The following is a 14402-nucleotide window of genomic DNA, read 5'->3' on the forward strand; positions in this document are numbered from 1 at the left end:
GCCACCCAAGCCCTGAAAATTGGAGCCGTCTGGCACGGCTTGTCCCACGTTTTGAGGGGTAGTCAGCCAAGCGCCACAGTGTACTCAACCAGGTCATTGGTGCGGACAATGGCATTGTTGGGACCAGTATCGAATCCAGGGCCCGCCTTTGGGTCAAATGCGCCGTCCGCATCGGAGACTCCGTCAAAGGTCAGAGTGTAGTTGACCTGACTGATGGCGGCCTGCGCCGGACCAGAAGTGATGCAAAGTCCCAGCAACAGCGACCACACCAAGCTTGTGGCCCGGCCCGTCCAGGGATGGGTTCTGACTTGCCTGCTTGCCATAATGCAGCCACAAAACCACACCTTGCCTTACAGCTCTGGTACACCTCTTGGCCCGTGCATCAAACAGTTCCATTCCAACGGCAACTGTTCAAAGGCCCGAGTTCGAAGACTCGAAAGCCCCTTACCCTGCCGCACTTCTGTGCGGCCCCTTTAGCCCAACCGCGACCACTCCGCTGCTTGCCGTAGTGCCGCTCCTGCCCGCTGCACTTCTTCCAGCGTAGTGGCTGCCCCAAAGCTAAAGCGCAGGCTGCTGCGGGCGTCAGCTTCGCTGTGCCCGATGGCGCTCAGCACGTGGCTCGGCTGCATGGTGCCCGCCGCACAGGCACTGCCCGCACTGGCGCAGACGCCAGCCATGTCCAGATTCATCAGCAGGGCTTCGCCGTCAGCGCCGCTCAGGGTCAGGCTGGCGACTTTGGGACTGGAGCCAGGGCCGTCCGGCGGATGGTTCCAGCGCAGGCCAGGCAACTCGCCCACCGCGTCCATGAAGGCACGGCGCAGCGCAGTGAGATGGGCAAAGGTGGCCTCACGCACGTCCTCGGCAGCGGTCAGGGCCACGCCCGCCGCGTAGACCCCAGCGGTGTTCTGAGTGCCTGCCCGCAGCCCACTCTCCTGTCCTCCACCTATCTGCTGCGGCGGTAGGTCATGCCCACGCGCCGAATACAGCACGCCGACCCCACGTGGGCCACCCCATTTGTGGGCGCTGAACGTGGCGTAGCTGACCCCCCAGTCTTCCAGCGACACCGGCAACACGCCGGGGGCCTGGACTGCGTCGGTGTGGTAGGGCACGCCAGCAGCGGCAGCAATGGCCGCCAACTCCGCCGTTGGCTGGACCGTACCCAACTCATTGTTGGCATGGTGCAGGCTGACCAGAGCGGTGTCTGGACGTAGAGCCGCCCGCAGCGCCTCAGGGGCCAGGCGTCCGCAGGCATCCGGGGTCAAGAAGGTCACGTCCCAGCCACGTTCGGCCAGGGCGCGGGCCGGAGCGAGCACCGCAGAGTGCTCAGCCGCGCTGGTCACCAGGTGGCCTGGCCGTCCATGCTGCGTCTCATACGCCTGCGCCACTCCGAACAGCACCGCATTGTCGCCCTCGGTGCCGCCACTGTTCAGGGTCAGGCGGCGGGGGTCCACGCCAAATACCTGCGCCATACGGGCGCGGCCTTCTTCCAGCTTCTCGCGGGCCTGCTGTCCGGCGGCGTGCACGCTGGACGGGTTGCCCGGCAGGGCCGCCGCTTCAGCGTAGGCAGCCAGGGCAGCGGGGGTCATGGGGTGGGTGGCGGCGTAGTCAAGGTAGATCATGCAGGATTTCCCTTCCTGGGGCCAAGCTCAGGACGCGGCAGGGGGAGAAGCGGCGACCCGTGGCCCCGGCTTCTCCCCCACGCACCACTTGGGGATTAGGGCGTGGAGGTAGCGAACGTCTCGCCGTCGCGCAGGATGATGAAGGTGGCCTGGCCGGTAACCTGCACCGTGCTGGACGCCTGCGCCCCAGCCAACTGCTCGCCCGAAGTGGCACCCATCAACACGCGCTGTCCAGCCTCGTCGCGCACCACAATCGAGTAGCTGCCTGCGGGCAAATCAGCTGGGAACCTGTAGTTCAGCTCAACATTGCGGAGTTGAGCGCCCTGTTCCCCTGCCGGGGTCGCCGGAATGGGGTCAGGACCTGTGGCCGGAGTCGGCACCTCAGGGGCTGCGGGCACTTCAGGCTCTGGCAAGGGAGGCGGCGGAGCCGGGGGCACATAGGCGGGCGGCACCGGCAGCGCCCCTACCGCAGCCGGGGGCTCGCTGAACTTGGGCGCCGCCACCGTCAGCGTCATCTTCTCGCCGCTGCCGATACGGGCATAGGGCTTGGGCGTCTGCGAAATCACCGTGTTCTCTGGCAGGTCACTTTCCTCGGTCTTGACCTCGGTGATGACCAGTCCAGCGGTGCGGGCGTGTTCGCGGGCCGAGGTGTAGTCCAGGCCGGTCAGGTCAGGAATCCAGGTTTCCTTGCCCGCAATCCCAGTCGAAATCAGCACATTGACACTCTGCCCGCGCTGGGTGGAGAGGCCAGCAGGCGGGTCCTGCGAGATGATGCGGCCTTCGGGGGTCTGCGTGGGGGTGCCGTCAATCTTGGTCACGGTGCCCAGGCGGAACCCGCTTTCCTTGAGGTTCACAGTGGCGCGGTCCACCGACAGGTCTTCTACGCGCGGCACCGTGAGGTCGGGCGGGCTGTTGACCGTCAGCGTGACCAGGCGGCCCAGCGGCATGTTGGTGTCTCCTTCAGGCTCCTGGCGCAGCACCGAGCCGATGGCTGCGTCGCCGCCTTCACCTTCAGCGTAAGCAACCCGGAAGCCACTCTGGGCCAATTTCTGCGCGGCTTCGTTGGCGGGCAGCCCCGTCACCTGCTGCACCACACCCACTTCGGGGTTCAGGTACGCCTGCGCGGCCTGATAGCCGTACCAGCCAGCCGCTCCCAGCAGCAGCAGTCCCGGCACAAAGCTCAGCCAGCCCAGTTCGCCGCGGCGCTGGGTACGCCCCTCAAACACGGGGCGCAGCAGTGGAGCATTCAGGCGCGCAATCTCGGCGTCGGTCCGCTCGGGCGCAGGTTCCAGATACGCCAGTTCCGCCTGCTCGCTGCGCCGCCCGGTCATCTTGACCTCGGCGTCGGTCAGGGCGTAGCCGTGTTCGGCCAGGTGCTGGGTCATCAGCCGCAGCGCATCCAGGCTTTCTTCAGGTCGGGAGGGCAGCGCCGCAAAGTCGGTCAGGGTGTGCCCTGCCAGCGGCCTCCACACGGCGTAGTTGGCCTCGGGGGTCGCCACCAGTTCCACCAGACCAGTGGGATTCAGCGCACGTAGGGCGTCGCGGTAAGCGAAAAAGTCACGGCGCTGCTCGGGCGTGTCAATCTCAAACCAGGCCAGCCGCAGCAGCTCACCACCGGGGGCACTCACTTCGCTGAGGGTCAGGTTGCCCCGCTCCTCCAGCGTGCGCAGCACCGTATATTTGTCGCCGATTCGCACTTCTTCTGCCGTCATTCGCCGTACAGCATACCCCACCCCATGCCCGGATGCCCCAGCCGTTCAGCCCCTGTGGCAGTCAGCCACTCAGCACACGGGCCAGCCAGTAAGCCGCAAATCCGCCCAGAATGCCCAGGGCCAGTTGCCGGGTGCGCAGCAGCAGGGCCACCGCCACCACGCAGCCCATGAGCCGCTGCGGCCATTCAGGACTGCCCAGCACGTCCGGCACCAGCAGCGCCGGAAAGACACTGACCGGTACGAACCGCAAAAATGCTTGCCAGAATGCGGGCAGCTGCAGATGCCCCAGGTTCAGGCCCAGCCAGCGCGGGAGATACGTGACCAGCCACATCAGCAGGATGACGGCCAGGGCACTCACGCCTGAGCCTCCGGGGTGCGGCGGGTGGAGAAGTAAGCCCCCAGCAGTGCGCCGGCCACGCCGGCAACCAGCACCACCAGTCCGCCGGGGAGCAGCTGCGCCAGCCCCCAGGCCAGCAGCCCGGAGAACAGCGCCACCACCAGCGTCAAGCGGTCCACCAGCAAGGGAACCAGCAGGCCCAAAAAGGCCAGCGGAAAAATCACTCCAGCGCCCAGAGCTTCCGGCGAAGGCAGCACCTCACCGCCCAAAGCGCCCAGCAGGGTACTGAGGTTCCACACGGTAAACAGGCTCAGCTCCGCGCCTAGCAGGAAAGCGAAGGTCCGCTTGGACGGGTCCTGGCGCGCTTCAAGCGTGACCACGCCGTAGGCTTCATCGGTCAGAAACTGCGCGGCGGTGAGCCGCTGCACCGGGGTCAGGGCCAGGTCGCGTGAGAGCGAAAGCCCGTACAGCACATGCCGCACATTCAGCAAAAAAGTGGTCAGCACAATCCCCAGGCCGCTGGCTCCCTGGGCAAACAGCCCCGCCGCCGCAAACTGCGAAGCCCCGCCGAACACGGTCAGGCTCATCAGGCAAGTGTCGAACACGCTGAGGCCAGCCGCCCGCGCAGTGACCGCGTAGGCCACCGCGAACGGCAGCATGCCCGGCCAGAGGGGCAACATGGCGGTGAACCCCTGTCGGAAGTGACGCTGAGAGGCATGATGGTCAGGTAAGGGGGCGTCCACGTGGGGCTCAGCTTAGAGCATCGGACGCGCCCCCTACGGCTGACTTAGACCGTGAGCAGGTCAGCACCCTTTTTGGTGACCACCAGGGTGTGCTCGAACTGCGCCGAGGGGCTGCGGTCACGGGTGACCACCGTCCAGCCGTCGGCCAGTAGCTCGGTGGGGGCCGCACCCAGGTTGATCATCGGCTCGATGGTAAAGACCATGCCCTCTTCCAGCTTCAGGCCGGTGTAGCGCACGCCCCGGTGAAACACAGTGGGGTCTTCGTGCAGCTGGCGGCCAATGCCGTGCCCCGTGTATTCCTCGACCACCGAGTAGCCGCGTGGCTCGGCCACCTCCTGAATGGCCGCGCCGATGTCGCCCAGGCGTGAGCCAGCGCGCACGGTGGCCACCCCGGCGTCCAGCGCCTCGCGGGTGGTGTCCACCAGGCCCTGCACCTCCGGGCTGACCTGACCCACCGCGTAGGTGTGGCAGGCGTCACCATAAAAGCCGTCCAGCAGCACGCCGATATCTACCCCGATGATGTCACCCTCTTGCAGCACGCGCCCGTCGGGGATGCCGTGGCAGATGACTTCGTTCACGCTGGCGCAGATGGTGCCGGGAAACGGGTTGGACTTGGGACCGTAGCCCAGGTAAGCGGGCAGCGCTCCAGCGGCGCGGATGTGCTCCTCCGCGATGCGGTCCAGCTCGGCCAGGGTCACGCCAGGCTTGACGAAGGGGTCGAGCACCCGGAAGGTCTCGGCCACCAGTCCGCCTGCGCGGCGCATGATTTCGATTTCGGCAGGTTTCTTGATAGAGACTTTTCTCAGCGCACTCATAACAGTTCAGCCTAGCGCACCTCGGTGGGGGCTGGTGGAACGTGTAGAGAGGTGCGAACTGGCCCCTATGCTGTGAGCATGACCCTCCCGCCACCGGACCTGCCGCCGGGCTCCCCAGCTGATCTGCTGCCTGGGGCAATTCCTGCGGCCCTGTTTGACTTGGCCGTCAACCGTGCGGCGGCGGCGCTCCGTGGCTTACAGGGCACCGCTGCCGAGCGGGCCCTCCGTCAGTGGCACGCCCGCACCCGCTTCGCACGGCGCGTACCGCTGCCCGAAGTCGCGCGGGCGCTGGCACTGCGGCCCCCCATAGGAGACCCCTGGCACTGGACGGGAGGCCCCGAAGGCTGCTGGCAGCCGGGCAAAGCTCCCTTCCCCTGAGAACTGGTCAAGGGGCCCGCAGCCACCAGTCAGAAGCACGGAAAAACAATGAATCACCCAGCTCAGGCGTAAGCTGGTCAGATGGCCGCCTCCCCTTCCAGCACACCTCCGGCTGCCCCGGGCCGTCCCCCAGACCGGGAAGGACCAGAAAGTACGCCGCAAGACCCCCAGGACCAGGACCACACGCAGCAAGGCGCGGAAAGAGGCGTCATGGGCTGGCTGCGGCGCACCTTTAGCGCCCTGGGACACGACCTGTTCCGACGCTACTGGAGTTCGCAGCTGCTGAGCCTGATTGGTACCTGGATGCAGACCACCGCGCAGCAGTATCTGGTGCTGGAGCTGACCGGCGGCAGCTCGGCGGCGCTGGGCTGGGTCACGGCGGCGCAGTTCACGCCCAGCTTGCTACTGTCGCTCTTTGCCGGGGCGATTGTGGACCGGGTGCCCCGGCGCACTGTGCTGCTGCTCACGCAGACCGGCTTTTTGCTGACGGCCACCGCCCTGGCCGTCAGCACCCACCTGGAAATCGTCACGCTGCCGCTGGTGCTGGGGCTGGCCTTCGTGCACGGGATGGCACAGGCGTTCGACATGCCCGCTCGCCAGAGCATCGTGGTGGATTTGGTACCGCGCAGCAGTGTCGCCAACGCGATTGCGCTCAACAGCTTTTCCTTTAATGTGAGCCGCACCACGGGGCAGGCGCTGTTCGGCCTGGTGGTGGCCGGGGGCGTGGCGCTGCTGGCCGGCGGTGATGAGGGCGCGCTGTCACGGCTGGCTTTCCCGTTTTATCTGAATGTGGCGTCTTTCTTTTTGGTGATGTATGTGATTGCCACCCTCCCCTTTCCGCCGCGCCAGGCCGCACCACGCGGCAGCGTGCTGGAACAAATCGGTGACGGCCTGCGCTACGTGCGCGGCAACCATGATGTCTCCAGCGTGATGTGGCTGGTGGGACTGCTCAGCTTGACGGTCATCAATTTCAACATCGTCATTCCGTACTTCGCGCGCGAGGTGTTTGGAGCCCGCGAGGCGGCCTTTGGCCTGATGAGTGCGGTGTTCGGAGCTGGAGCCGTCGCAGGAGCGCTGTATCAGGCGAGCAAGCCCAATCCAGTACGCTTCCTGCGCCTGGGGGCACTGATTCTGGTGGGCGCCACCGCCGCCTTTGCCTGGGTGCCGGGGCCGACGCTGGGGCTGCCGCTGCTGGCACTGGCTGGCTTTGGCATGCTGAGCTTCTTGGTGAGTGCCAACAGCACCGTGCAGCTGATCATCCCCGACGAACTGCGCGGACGGGTCATGAGCCTCTACTCGTTCGTGCTGGCAGGAATGGGGCCGCCCAGCGCCATCTTTGTCAGCTTCATGATCGGCAAGACAGGGCCGCTGGGTCCACACTGGGGCCTGAGCGTGGTGGCGGCCCTCGGTGCGCTCAGCCTGCTGGCGCTGTGGCGGCAACTGCCCCGCACGCTGCCCCAGCAAGCCGAAAAGGGCAAAAAAGGGTAAGCCGCTCCAGCCGGTAGGGTTCAAGTGGGCCGCGTCCCAGATGGCGGCCCCGAATGTGTACCAGCATGTATTCTGAAACCATGCAAGCCCGAAAAGACCAAGCCCAAAAAGACACTTTGCCCTGGGTTATCGCGCTGGTCACGCTGGGCGCGGCCCTGGGCCTCGCTGCGGCGATGTACTATGACCGCTCCCGCTCCGCCGGTGCCGGGCAGGACGACAGCGAAGCGCCGCTGTTTATCTGAAGCAGCTTGGCAAGTCCAAATAGAGTGATTGAGGATCAACTATTCCAGATCACTCTATTCGCCGCTCTGCTCGGGCTTCTCTCCCCGGTTTGTGTGCAGCAAAAATCGCAATGTTTTGTCAGCTGGTCTTCCCACAGTGCAGTGGAATCAGGCTTCTATGCCCCTTTGCCCCCAGCCGCCCATATCTGGGATGGCCGCCGTACCTTTCCGCGCCGTTTCTCACGCACTGCGGGCTAGACTGCGGAGCGTGCGTGTAAGTTTCACCGTTCTTGGCCTGCTGATGGCCGCTTTCCTGGCCCTGCTGGCCCCAGCTGCTCCGGCGCTGGCCCGCTACGGCACCCTCCCCCAGCCCTCGGACCGGCCACTGAACATCCTGCTGGCTGGCGTGACTCCCAAATATCCTCCCAGCGCCATCTGGCCTTATCCGGCAGCCCCCGAAGACTTTACGGGCCTGACCGATACCATCATGCTGGCGCAGATTCACCCTGACGGCACCGTCAAGCTGCTGTCGGTGCCCCGCGACTCGTGGGTCGAAATTCCCGGCGTAGGCATGAGCAAAATCAATGCCAGCAACGCACGTGGCGGCCCCGACCTGCTCACGCAGACAGTCGGTGACCTGACCGGGCTGCCGGTGGACGGCTACGCGCTGCTCTCGCTGCACGCCGTGCGTTCCGTGACTGACGCGGCTGGCGGCGTGACTGTAGAAGTCAAGCAGCCCATGAAGTACGACGACAACGCCGGGGGGCTGCACATTGACCTGAGGCCGGGTGTGCAGCGGCTGAACGGCGAGCAGATGGAAGGCTTTCTCCGCTTTCGCCATGACAACCTCAGCGACATTGGCCGGATCGGACGCCAGCAGCAGTTCGTGACTGCTTTTACGGGGCAGCTCAAGCAGCCGCTGAACTGGTGGCGCTGGCCGGTGGTGGCCGGGGCCCTGAACGCCAACACCAAGTCCGACCTGACACGCAGCGAGGTGGGCGCGGTGCTGGCCGCCGCCCTGCACGGCCCCAAAGTCAACACCTTCATGGTGCCGGGGGACTTTGGAGAGCGGGGCACCTGGGCCGTAGACCACGCCGCGCTGCGTGAGCTGGTGACGCGGGAATTCAGCGGTCAGGCCCAGACACACTCGGACACAGGCGACCACGATGTTCAGGCAGCAGCCCTCAATACCGATATGTCGGTCACCATCCTGAACGTGGGCGCACCTTCGGGCAGCGCGGGCAGGCTGGCCGATACGCTACGTGCACAGGGCTTTAACAACCTGACCGTGGGCAACGGTGAAGGCCCGCTCGCCACTACGCAGATTCAGGGCCCCGCCGCCGAGCAGGTCCAGGCGCTGCTCAACTTCGGAGAAGCCGACACCACCCCCAATCCAGACGGCAGTGACCTGGTGATTCGCCTGGGGGCGGACGTTCCGCTGCCCTGAGCCTACCCCCAGAAACCGGAGCTAGCCCCGCTCGCGCCCAGCCACCGGGGCTTCGAGCCGGAGCGGGGGCAAACTTGGCGCGACAGGGGCACTCACCTGGGTGCGCCAGTTCAGCAGCTGTGCGCGTACCGCAGAGGCCGAAGACGGACGGACCCCAGCCTGCGGCCTGAGCAGCTGATGGGTGAGCGCCTCAGCCTGGTGCTGAAAAGGCAGCTGAGAGCAGCCCCCGGCAGGCAGCGGCGCACTCTCCGGCTCCGGCAGCGCCCCCCAGAGCCCCCAGTACAGCAGCAGACCCACCCCGTACAGGTCGCTCTGCGGGCCTAAGCCAGCGCCCATCTCGGCCTCGGGACTGCGGAACGCAGGCGTGCCAATCTGTCCAGACAGGTCCTCGCCAAGCGGCCCGCTGAGGTCATAATCCACCAACGTGGCATGCCCCGAAGGCTGCACCAAAATGTTGTCGGGCTTCACGTCGCGGTGCAGCGTACCCAGGCGGTGCATATGGTCCAGGCCTTCGAGCACGTCGGCCAGGGTGGTCAGGTAAGCGTAGGGTTCGCAGCGCAGAGCCGGGCGCTGACGGTAGTGGGCAAACAGCGTATCTCCAGGCACCCAGCTCATGATCAGGGCGGGGTATTCGCCCAGTTGGGTCAGCCGCACGATGCGGGCCAGCCGCTGGTGGCGAAACTGCTGGCCCACCTCCAACTCACGCTGGGCATGGGCCAGCATTGAGGGCCGAAACAGCTTGACGGTGCAGGGCTGACCGCCAGGAGTCACCGCCAGGTACGCCACAGCGTGCGAGCCCGTGCCCACCGGGCGCACCAGACGGATTCCCCCCTCCAGTCGCTTGCCTGCCAGTGCCATAAATTTCACGCTAGCGCATGGTCTATAAAGAATTCTGACAATCCCGGCCTGGGAAATCCCACCCCACTACAGCAGCCTAAGCACACGCATGCAGAGGCGGGGGGAAGTCAGACCAGTCCCTCTTCTCACTGGAACCCCCCATTCTCTGCCCAGCTCTGCAAACCAGATTCAGCGCAGCTGGAGCGGTGCCAGCTGGACTTCGGGCTGCGCGGCGCTGAGGGTGCCCGAGACTTCTGCGCCCGCCTCGCCGTACTCGCCAGCCAGACCGTTGCCGCTGCGGTCTATGCCGCCGCGCAGGGTAAACGTGCCCGCCCCCAGGTAGGCCGTGAAGCGTCCCTCGGCATCCAGTGGAGGCTGATAACTCTGGCCCCGGTCCGACTGCAATGAAAAGCCGGGAGTGGCGCTGACAGGCGGCGCTCCCAGCGCGGCGGCTGGGTTGATCATGCCGTAGCCGAAATACTCGTCGCGGCCAGCTGCGCCCAGGTCAGTGGCCGTGGCCGTCAGGCGGTCTGCCGTGTCCGCCGGGCCGGCAGTCACGCCTTTGGACAGCAGCAGCGCCGCCAGAGCACTCACCTGCGGCGCGGCCTGCGAAGTGCCCGCCTGGAAAGCGTAGCGCGGCTCATTCTTGGCATAGTCCCAATCGGTAGAGAAAATCTGGTCGGGCACTGGTGTTTTGTTCAGGGTTCCGCCGTTGAAGGTGGTGCCCAGTCCGGTCCCCCCCGGCGCACTGAGGGCCACCTCAGCGAAACGGTTCGAGAACTCAGAGTGGCGGGGAGCCGAAGCACCCGACAGAGTCACACTTCCCACCGCCAGCGCAGCGGGGCAGGCCGCTGGATACACCGGCGTCGTCCCGGAATAGTTGCCCGCTGCCGCGACCACCAGCACCCCGGCAGCGCGGGCCTCGGCCACGGCGTCACACATCGGCTGCGCCTGGGCTGCACTGATCTGCCCACCCAAGCTCAGGTTCATGACCTGTACCGGCGCAGGGTTACGGAACGTCTGCCCGTCCAGCGTCACGGTCTGGCCCGCTGCGTAGCGAATCCCCGCCACCACCTGGGCCACATCGGTATTGCCCAGGGCGTCAATCACGCGCACCGGCAGAATGCGGACCGGCGCACGGTAGGCCGCCCCCACCACGCCGCTGGGGCTCCACTTGGGATTGCTGAGCGCCTGCTCTCCCCAGCGAGCCGCAATGATGCCGCTCACATGGGTGCCGTGACTCTGCGGGGCGCGGCCCTGGAAGGCGGGATCGGTGGGATCGCGGTCTGCTCCGTCGCCGTCGCCATTGTCGTAGGCCGACTGGCCGGGGGCGGCGGGCACAAATCCCAGCACGTCGAGCGCGCCTTCCTGACTGGTCAGCAGTTGGCCTTGCAGATCGGGATGGTCGTAGCGCACTCCGCTGTCGAGCACCGCCACGGTCACTGGCCGGGTGTAGCCTCCAGCTTCTATATCGCGCCACACAGCGCCGTAGCCCAGGGTACGGAACGCCCATTGTAGGGGCGCGTACTGGTCACTGGGCACCACCGGCTGCGCCAGCGCCTGCGGCGATGTGACCGCTTGCTGGCTCCTCAGCGGGGCACTGACCACGGCGTACTCCACTGCTGGGTCCTGGCGGAGCAGCGCGGCCAGGGCTTCTGGGTCGGCGGCTTCGGCCAGCAGCGTCTGCCCGCCCAGCTGACCAGCCACCTGCGCCGCGCCGCGCTGCCAGCGGCCCGCCGAGTCCAGCGCCGCTTGCCTCTGCACACCACTCAGCGCACCCAGACCAGAGCCTACAGCTGTGCCCGGGACCTGCTCCAACTGCGCACCCACCGCCTGCGCCACAGCGGCGGCGCGGTACTTCACGATGACCTGAGTTGCCTCGCCCGCAGCGGGGGGCTGGACATCTTCAGGGGTGGGGGTGGCGTCCTCGCCACTCACTTCTGGCCACTGCACCTGCCCACTCAGCACAAAGCGGCGGGCCTGCACCGTCCACTTTGAGGTGATCCATTCGGTGCTGCCCGGCGCTTGCCAGCGAATGCGTATCACTCCACCCAGCTGAGGCTGCGCGGCGTCTGGGGCCACCGCTACGTTGCGGTCCACCCCATTAATATCCAGCACCAGTGTCTTGTCGGCGGGGTTCTTGACTGTGGTCAGCGAGAGCCAGGCGGGCTTCTGTTCGACCCGCCAGTTGCCTGCAAAAGCCTTTTCGATGCGGCCCTGCTCGGCATAGCCCAGGTCCAGGGTCACCGCACCTTCAGGCGGCGTCATGCAGCCATCACATCCATCGGGTGGCAGGGCAGGCGGCGCGCTGACCGGAGGCTGCGGCGCAGGTTGCTGCACACACCCCAGCAGCAGAGCGGGCAGCAGGCCAGCCAGGGCCAAGTGAGAGCGCCGGAAAGGAGACAACATGGCTACAGCATGGCCCAAACCGGGGGCCGGGGGATGAAGGGTGGCCCTCCCCTCCTCATAAAGGGGGCGTGCCCTCAGCGCCGGGGCAGCAGCAGCACCTCTTCACGGGGAGTCCGCCACAGCGAGATAGATGCTCCTGCGGCCAGTGTGAGCCCCAGCAGGCCCAGGCCCCACAGCAGCCAGGGCCGGAAGTCATTCAGGCGGCCCACCGGAGCCAGCTGACCCAGGTTAAAGGGCTGGGGCGAGGCTTCTTCCGCCAGGACATCCAGCGGCACCGGCACCGGGGCGCGGCCAGCCGGGACACGGACCGAAAAAGGCCCGCTGCCCCCCGGCTGCAGCACTCCTCCTGCCGACATGGGCGAATACACCGAACTGGTCACCCAGTAGGCGTAGCGGCCACGCGGCAATTCGGTGTCAATTACCAGGGTGTTGCCTCCCTCGGTGCGGACCTGCGGCGGGGGCGGCAGCGCAGGAGCAGCAGACTCAGGCTGCACCCCAGGACCTGCCGCTCCGGTACCGGGCGTTTCTGGGCCCGCCGGTTCCGAAGCGTGGGCCCAGTGGGCCCCCTGCCCAGTCACGCGCAGGTGATACTGCCAGCCACCGCCCTCGGTCCGCAGGTTCAGGTCGGCCAGCGTGCTCTCGCCGCCCGAGCGGGTGCCAATAAAGATGTCCAGTGTCTGTGCCGAGAAGCCGCCGGGAGCGTTCCAGGGATTTTGCAGCGTTCCAAATTCGGTGCGGAAGGTCAGCACGCGGCCACGCGGCCACACCTCAAAGGAGCGCAGGTCCAGCGCTTCGGGCAAGAGGGCGGGCTGGGTGGGCAGTTCGGCGCTGCCGTCTCCGTGGGCATCACCGGTAGGGTCGGTCACACGCAGCAGCGGCTCACGCGACTGATACGCCTGGGCCTGCGCCGGGAGCGCAGTCAGCAGGGCCATCAGGGCCGCGAAGCGGGTCCCCCTGTTCACGCGCTCAGCACTCCATCAATCAAATGCAGGCGGCGGTCTGCCTGTGCGGCCAGCGTCTCATCATGGGTGACCAGCAGCACGCCGGTGCCCTGGCGACGGGCCAGGTCGAACATCAGCGCGGCGGCGGCGCGGGCATTTTGCTGGTCCAGGCTGCCTGTCGGTTCGTCGGCCAGCAGAGCGCGGGGCCGCGAAGCCAGCGCCCGCGCAATGGCAATGCGCTGCCGCTCGCCGCCGCTCAGCACGCCGGTGCTTTCTGCGCCGCGTCCGCCCAGGCCCACTGCGTCCAGCAGCTCCTGAACCCGCTTACGTCCGCCCGCTTGCCCGGCCAGCAGCAGCGGCACTTCCAGGTTCTCGGCCACGCTCAGGTCTTCGAGCAGGTAATGATGCTGAAATACGAATCCCAGCGATGAGGCCCGCAGCGCTGCCCGCGCCTGGGTGCCCAGGGTGTCTATGCGCGTCTGTCCCCACCACACCTCGCCGCTGCCGGGCGTGTCCAGCCCGCCCAGCAGGTGCAGCAGGGTGGACTTGCCGCTGCCCGAAGGGCCAGTCACCGCCACCACCTCGCCGGGGGCCACACCCAAGCTGACCGCGTGCAGCACGGCCCGCTCTCCAAAGGAATGTGACAGGTCAGCGGCGTACAGGGCATAAGGCACAGTGGCGGGGGCGGGGGGCGCAGGCTGAGAATAGGCAGGGCCAGGCTTCACGCCCGCCATGCTAGAGCATGAATCCTGACAGAAGCCCCTGCTCCGGAACATGCATCCAGCGCTCACGCCCACATCACCGGGCACGGGCACACTGGGTGCATGACCCCTGTGCCCACGGCCCGCCGCACGCTGCACCGACTGGCCCGCCACGCGCCTCTCGCCACGCTGCTGCTCACCCTTGGCCTGCCCTCCGCCGAGGCCAAGGTGCGCCTGGGCGACACGCTGCCGGCCCATCCCTGGGCGGCGCAGGGGCGTGAGCTGGTGGTGGTGTATGGGTCCGGCTGCGGCGACATGGCCGGGCTGTGGGACGCCACGCTTGCCAGTGGCCTGCCGGTGCGGGCGGTGTTCGCAGAGGGTGACCTGCGCCGCACCGCCCGCGCACCCGTCACGCCGTGGCACGGTGAGGACGCAGGCCGCTTTGCCCGGCAGCTGCGTGTGGCGCAGTATCCCACCATCTTGCTTGTCCAAGACGGACGGCTGATGAACGTCTGGGAGGGAGAATTTGATGCGGAGCAAGTGGCTATAGACCAGGGCGCGGCCATAGACACCAGGCCAAAACCTGAGAACCTTTGACGCACGCCTTCAGACCCACGCTTTCAGCCCCCAGACCTTGACCCCACAGCAACGCTGCAAATGGCGCGATGGGCAAAGGGGCAGCTGCATCACTCCAATTGCCGTCCTGCTCAACACTTTTCCCGCTCTGCCCGCAGAGAAATCATCTGTTCCTTTT

General features: G+C 66.8%; 15 protein-coding genes. 5 read left to right on the forward strand and 10 right to left on the reverse strand.

Annotation, left to right across the window (positions count from 1 at the left end):
- Window positions 1-62 precede the first annotated feature (62 nt).
- The 6 genes from IE158_RS07235 to map all read right to left on the reverse strand — a co-directional run bounded on the left by IE158_RS07235 (window position 63) and on the right by map (window position 5226).
- Entirely contained in the window at window positions 63-323 is a 261-nt protein-coding gene (locus tag IE158_RS07235) for a hypothetical protein (RefSeq protein ID WP_189642994.1), read from the reverse strand.
- Between the two features lie 150 nt (window positions 324-473).
- Window positions 474-1619 (reverse strand): cysteine desulfurase family protein, encoded by a 1146-nt coding sequence (locus IE158_RS07240; protein ID WP_189642995.1) that lies wholly within the window; start codon window positions 1617-1619, stop codon window positions 474-476.
- Window positions 1620-1714: 95 nt separating this feature from the next.
- Window positions 1715-3331, reverse strand: coding sequence for a PASTA domain-containing protein (locus tag IE158_RS07245; RefSeq protein WP_189642996.1), 1617 nt, complete (start codon window positions 3329-3331; stop codon window positions 1715-1717).
- A 61-nt stretch (window positions 3332-3392) separates the two neighbouring features.
- Complete coding sequence (locus tag IE158_RS07250; protein WP_189642997.1) at window positions 3393-3689, reverse strand: AzlD domain-containing protein; 297 nt, start codon at window positions 3687-3689, stop codon at window positions 3393-3395.
- Complete coding sequence (locus IE158_RS07255) at window positions 3686-4348, reverse strand: AzlC family ABC transporter permease (protein ID WP_189642998.1); 663 nt, start codon at window positions 4346-4348, stop codon at window positions 3686-3688. The genes IE158_RS07250 and IE158_RS07255 overlap by 4 nt, the downstream gene beginning before the upstream one ends.
- 107 nt (window positions 4349-4455) lie before the next feature.
- Window positions 4456-5226 carry a type I methionyl aminopeptidase gene (gene map, locus IE158_RS07260; RefSeq protein WP_373295830.1) on the reverse strand — a complete coding sequence of 257 codons (771 nt, stop codon included), beginning with the start codon at window positions 5224-5226 and terminating at the stop codon, window positions 4456-4458.
- A 78-nt stretch (window positions 5227-5304) separates the two neighbouring features.
- Between map and IE158_RS07265 the strand changes: the two genes are divergently transcribed.
- From IE158_RS07265 to IE158_RS07280, 4 genes are all read left to right on the forward strand, one after another.
- Window positions 5305-5604: a hypothetical protein gene (locus IE158_RS07265; protein ID WP_189642999.1), complete on the forward strand. Its 300-nt coding sequence runs from the start codon at window positions 5305-5307 to the stop codon at window positions 5602-5604.
- A gap of 210 nt (window positions 5605-5814) precedes the next feature.
- Window positions 5815-7092, forward strand: a complete 1278-nt coding sequence (locus IE158_RS07270; protein ID WP_189643000.1) for an MFS transporter — start codon at window positions 5815-5817, stop codon at window positions 7090-7092.
- Window positions 7093-7172: 80 nt separating this feature from the next.
- Window positions 7173-7334: a hypothetical protein gene (locus IE158_RS07275; RefSeq protein ID WP_189643001.1), complete on the forward strand. Its 162-nt coding sequence runs from the start codon at window positions 7173-7175 to the stop codon at window positions 7332-7334.
- Window positions 7335-7581: 247 nt separating this feature from the next.
- A complete protein-coding gene (locus tag IE158_RS07280; protein WP_189643002.1) occupies window positions 7582-8760 on the forward strand; it encodes an LCP family protein in 1179 nt (392 codons plus the stop codon).
- Window positions 8761-8781: 21 nt separating this feature from the next.
- Here IE158_RS07280 and IE158_RS07285 read toward each other — a convergent pair whose 3' ends face one another.
- The 4 genes from IE158_RS07285 to IE158_RS07300 form a co-directional block, all read right to left on the reverse strand.
- Window positions 8782-9618, reverse strand: a complete 837-nt coding sequence (locus IE158_RS07285; RefSeq protein ID WP_189643043.1) for a serine/threonine-protein kinase — start codon at window positions 9616-9618, stop codon at window positions 8782-8784.
- A 168-nt stretch (window positions 9619-9786) separates the two neighbouring features.
- On the reverse strand, window positions 9787-12006 hold the full coding sequence (locus tag IE158_RS07290; protein WP_189643003.1) for a S8 family serine peptidase: 2220 nt from the start codon (window positions 12004-12006) through the stop codon (window positions 9787-9789).
- Between the two features lie 74 nt (window positions 12007-12080).
- Window positions 12081-12968 (reverse strand): glucodextranase DOMON-like domain-containing protein, encoded by an 888-nt coding sequence (locus tag IE158_RS07295; RefSeq protein ID WP_229838981.1) that lies wholly within the window; start codon window positions 12966-12968, stop codon window positions 12081-12083.
- Window positions 12965-13681, reverse strand: a complete 717-nt coding sequence (locus IE158_RS07300; protein WP_189643004.1) for an ABC transporter ATP-binding protein — start codon at window positions 13679-13681, stop codon at window positions 12965-12967. The genes IE158_RS07295 and IE158_RS07300 overlap by 4 nt, the downstream gene beginning before the upstream one ends.
- 90 nt (window positions 13682-13771) lie before the next feature.
- On the opposite strand from IE158_RS07300, the gene IE158_RS07305 reads away from it, so the two are divergent.
- Window positions 13772-14245: a penicillin-binding protein gene (locus tag IE158_RS07305; RefSeq protein ID WP_229838982.1), complete on the forward strand. Its 474-nt coding sequence runs from the start codon at window positions 13772-13774 to the stop codon at window positions 14243-14245.
- The last annotated feature ends 157 nt before the right edge of the window (window positions 14246-14402 follow it).

The organism is Deinococcus piscis (genome assembly GCF_014653275.1).
GTDB lineage: Bacteria > Deinococcota > Deinococci > Deinococcales > Deinococcaceae > Deinococcus > Deinococcus piscis.

What these genes read in the sequence shown, in the direction of transcription:
- IE158_RS07235 (WP_189642994.1), bottom strand. Translation starts at nt 323, where the DNA reads ATGGCAAGCAGGCAAGTCAGAACCCATCCCTGGACGGGCCGGGCCACA.
- IE158_RS07240 (WP_189642995.1), bottom strand. Translation starts at nt 1,619, where the DNA reads ATGATCTACCTTGACTACGCCGCCACCCACCCCATGACCCCCGCTGCC.
- IE158_RS07245 (WP_189642996.1), bottom strand. Translation starts at nt 3,331, where the DNA reads ATGACGGCAGAAGAAGTGCGAATCGGCGACAAATATACGGTGCTGCGC.
- IE158_RS07255 (WP_189642998.1), bottom strand. Translation starts at nt 4,348, where the DNA reads ATGTTGCCCCTCTGGCCGGGCATGCTGCCGTTCGCGGTGGCCTACGCG.
- map (WP_373295830.1), bottom strand. Translation starts at nt 5,226, where the DNA reads ATGAGTGCGCTGAGAAAAGTCTCTATCAAGAAACCTGCCGAAATCGAA.
- IE158_RS07265 (WP_189642999.1), top strand. Translation starts at nt 5,305, where the DNA reads ATGACCCTCCCGCCACCGGACCTGCCGCCGGGCTCCCCAGCTGATCTG.
- IE158_RS07270 (WP_189643000.1), top strand. Translation starts at nt 5,815, where the DNA reads ATGGGCTGGCTGCGGCGCACCTTTAGCGCCCTGGGACACGACCTGTTC.
- IE158_RS07275 (WP_189643001.1), top strand. Translation starts at nt 7,173, where the DNA reads ATGCAAGCCCGAAAAGACCAAGCCCAAAAAGACACTTTGCCCTGGGTT.
- IE158_RS07285 (WP_189643043.1), bottom strand. Translation starts at nt 9,618, where the DNA reads ATGGCACTGGCAGGCAAGCGACTGGAGGGGGGAATCCGTCTGGTGCGC.
- IE158_RS07290 (WP_189643003.1), bottom strand. Translation starts at nt 12,006, where the DNA reads ATGTTGTCTCCTTTCCGGCGCTCTCACTTGGCCCTGGCTGGCCTGCTG.
- IE158_RS07300 (WP_189643004.1), bottom strand. Translation starts at nt 13,681, where the DNA reads ATGGCGGGCGTGAAGCCTGGCCCTGCCTATTCTCAGCCTGCGCCCCCC.
- IE158_RS07305 (WP_229838982.1), top strand. Translation starts at nt 13,772, where the DNA reads ATGACCCCTGTGCCCACGGCCCGCCGCACGCTGCACCGACTGGCCCGC.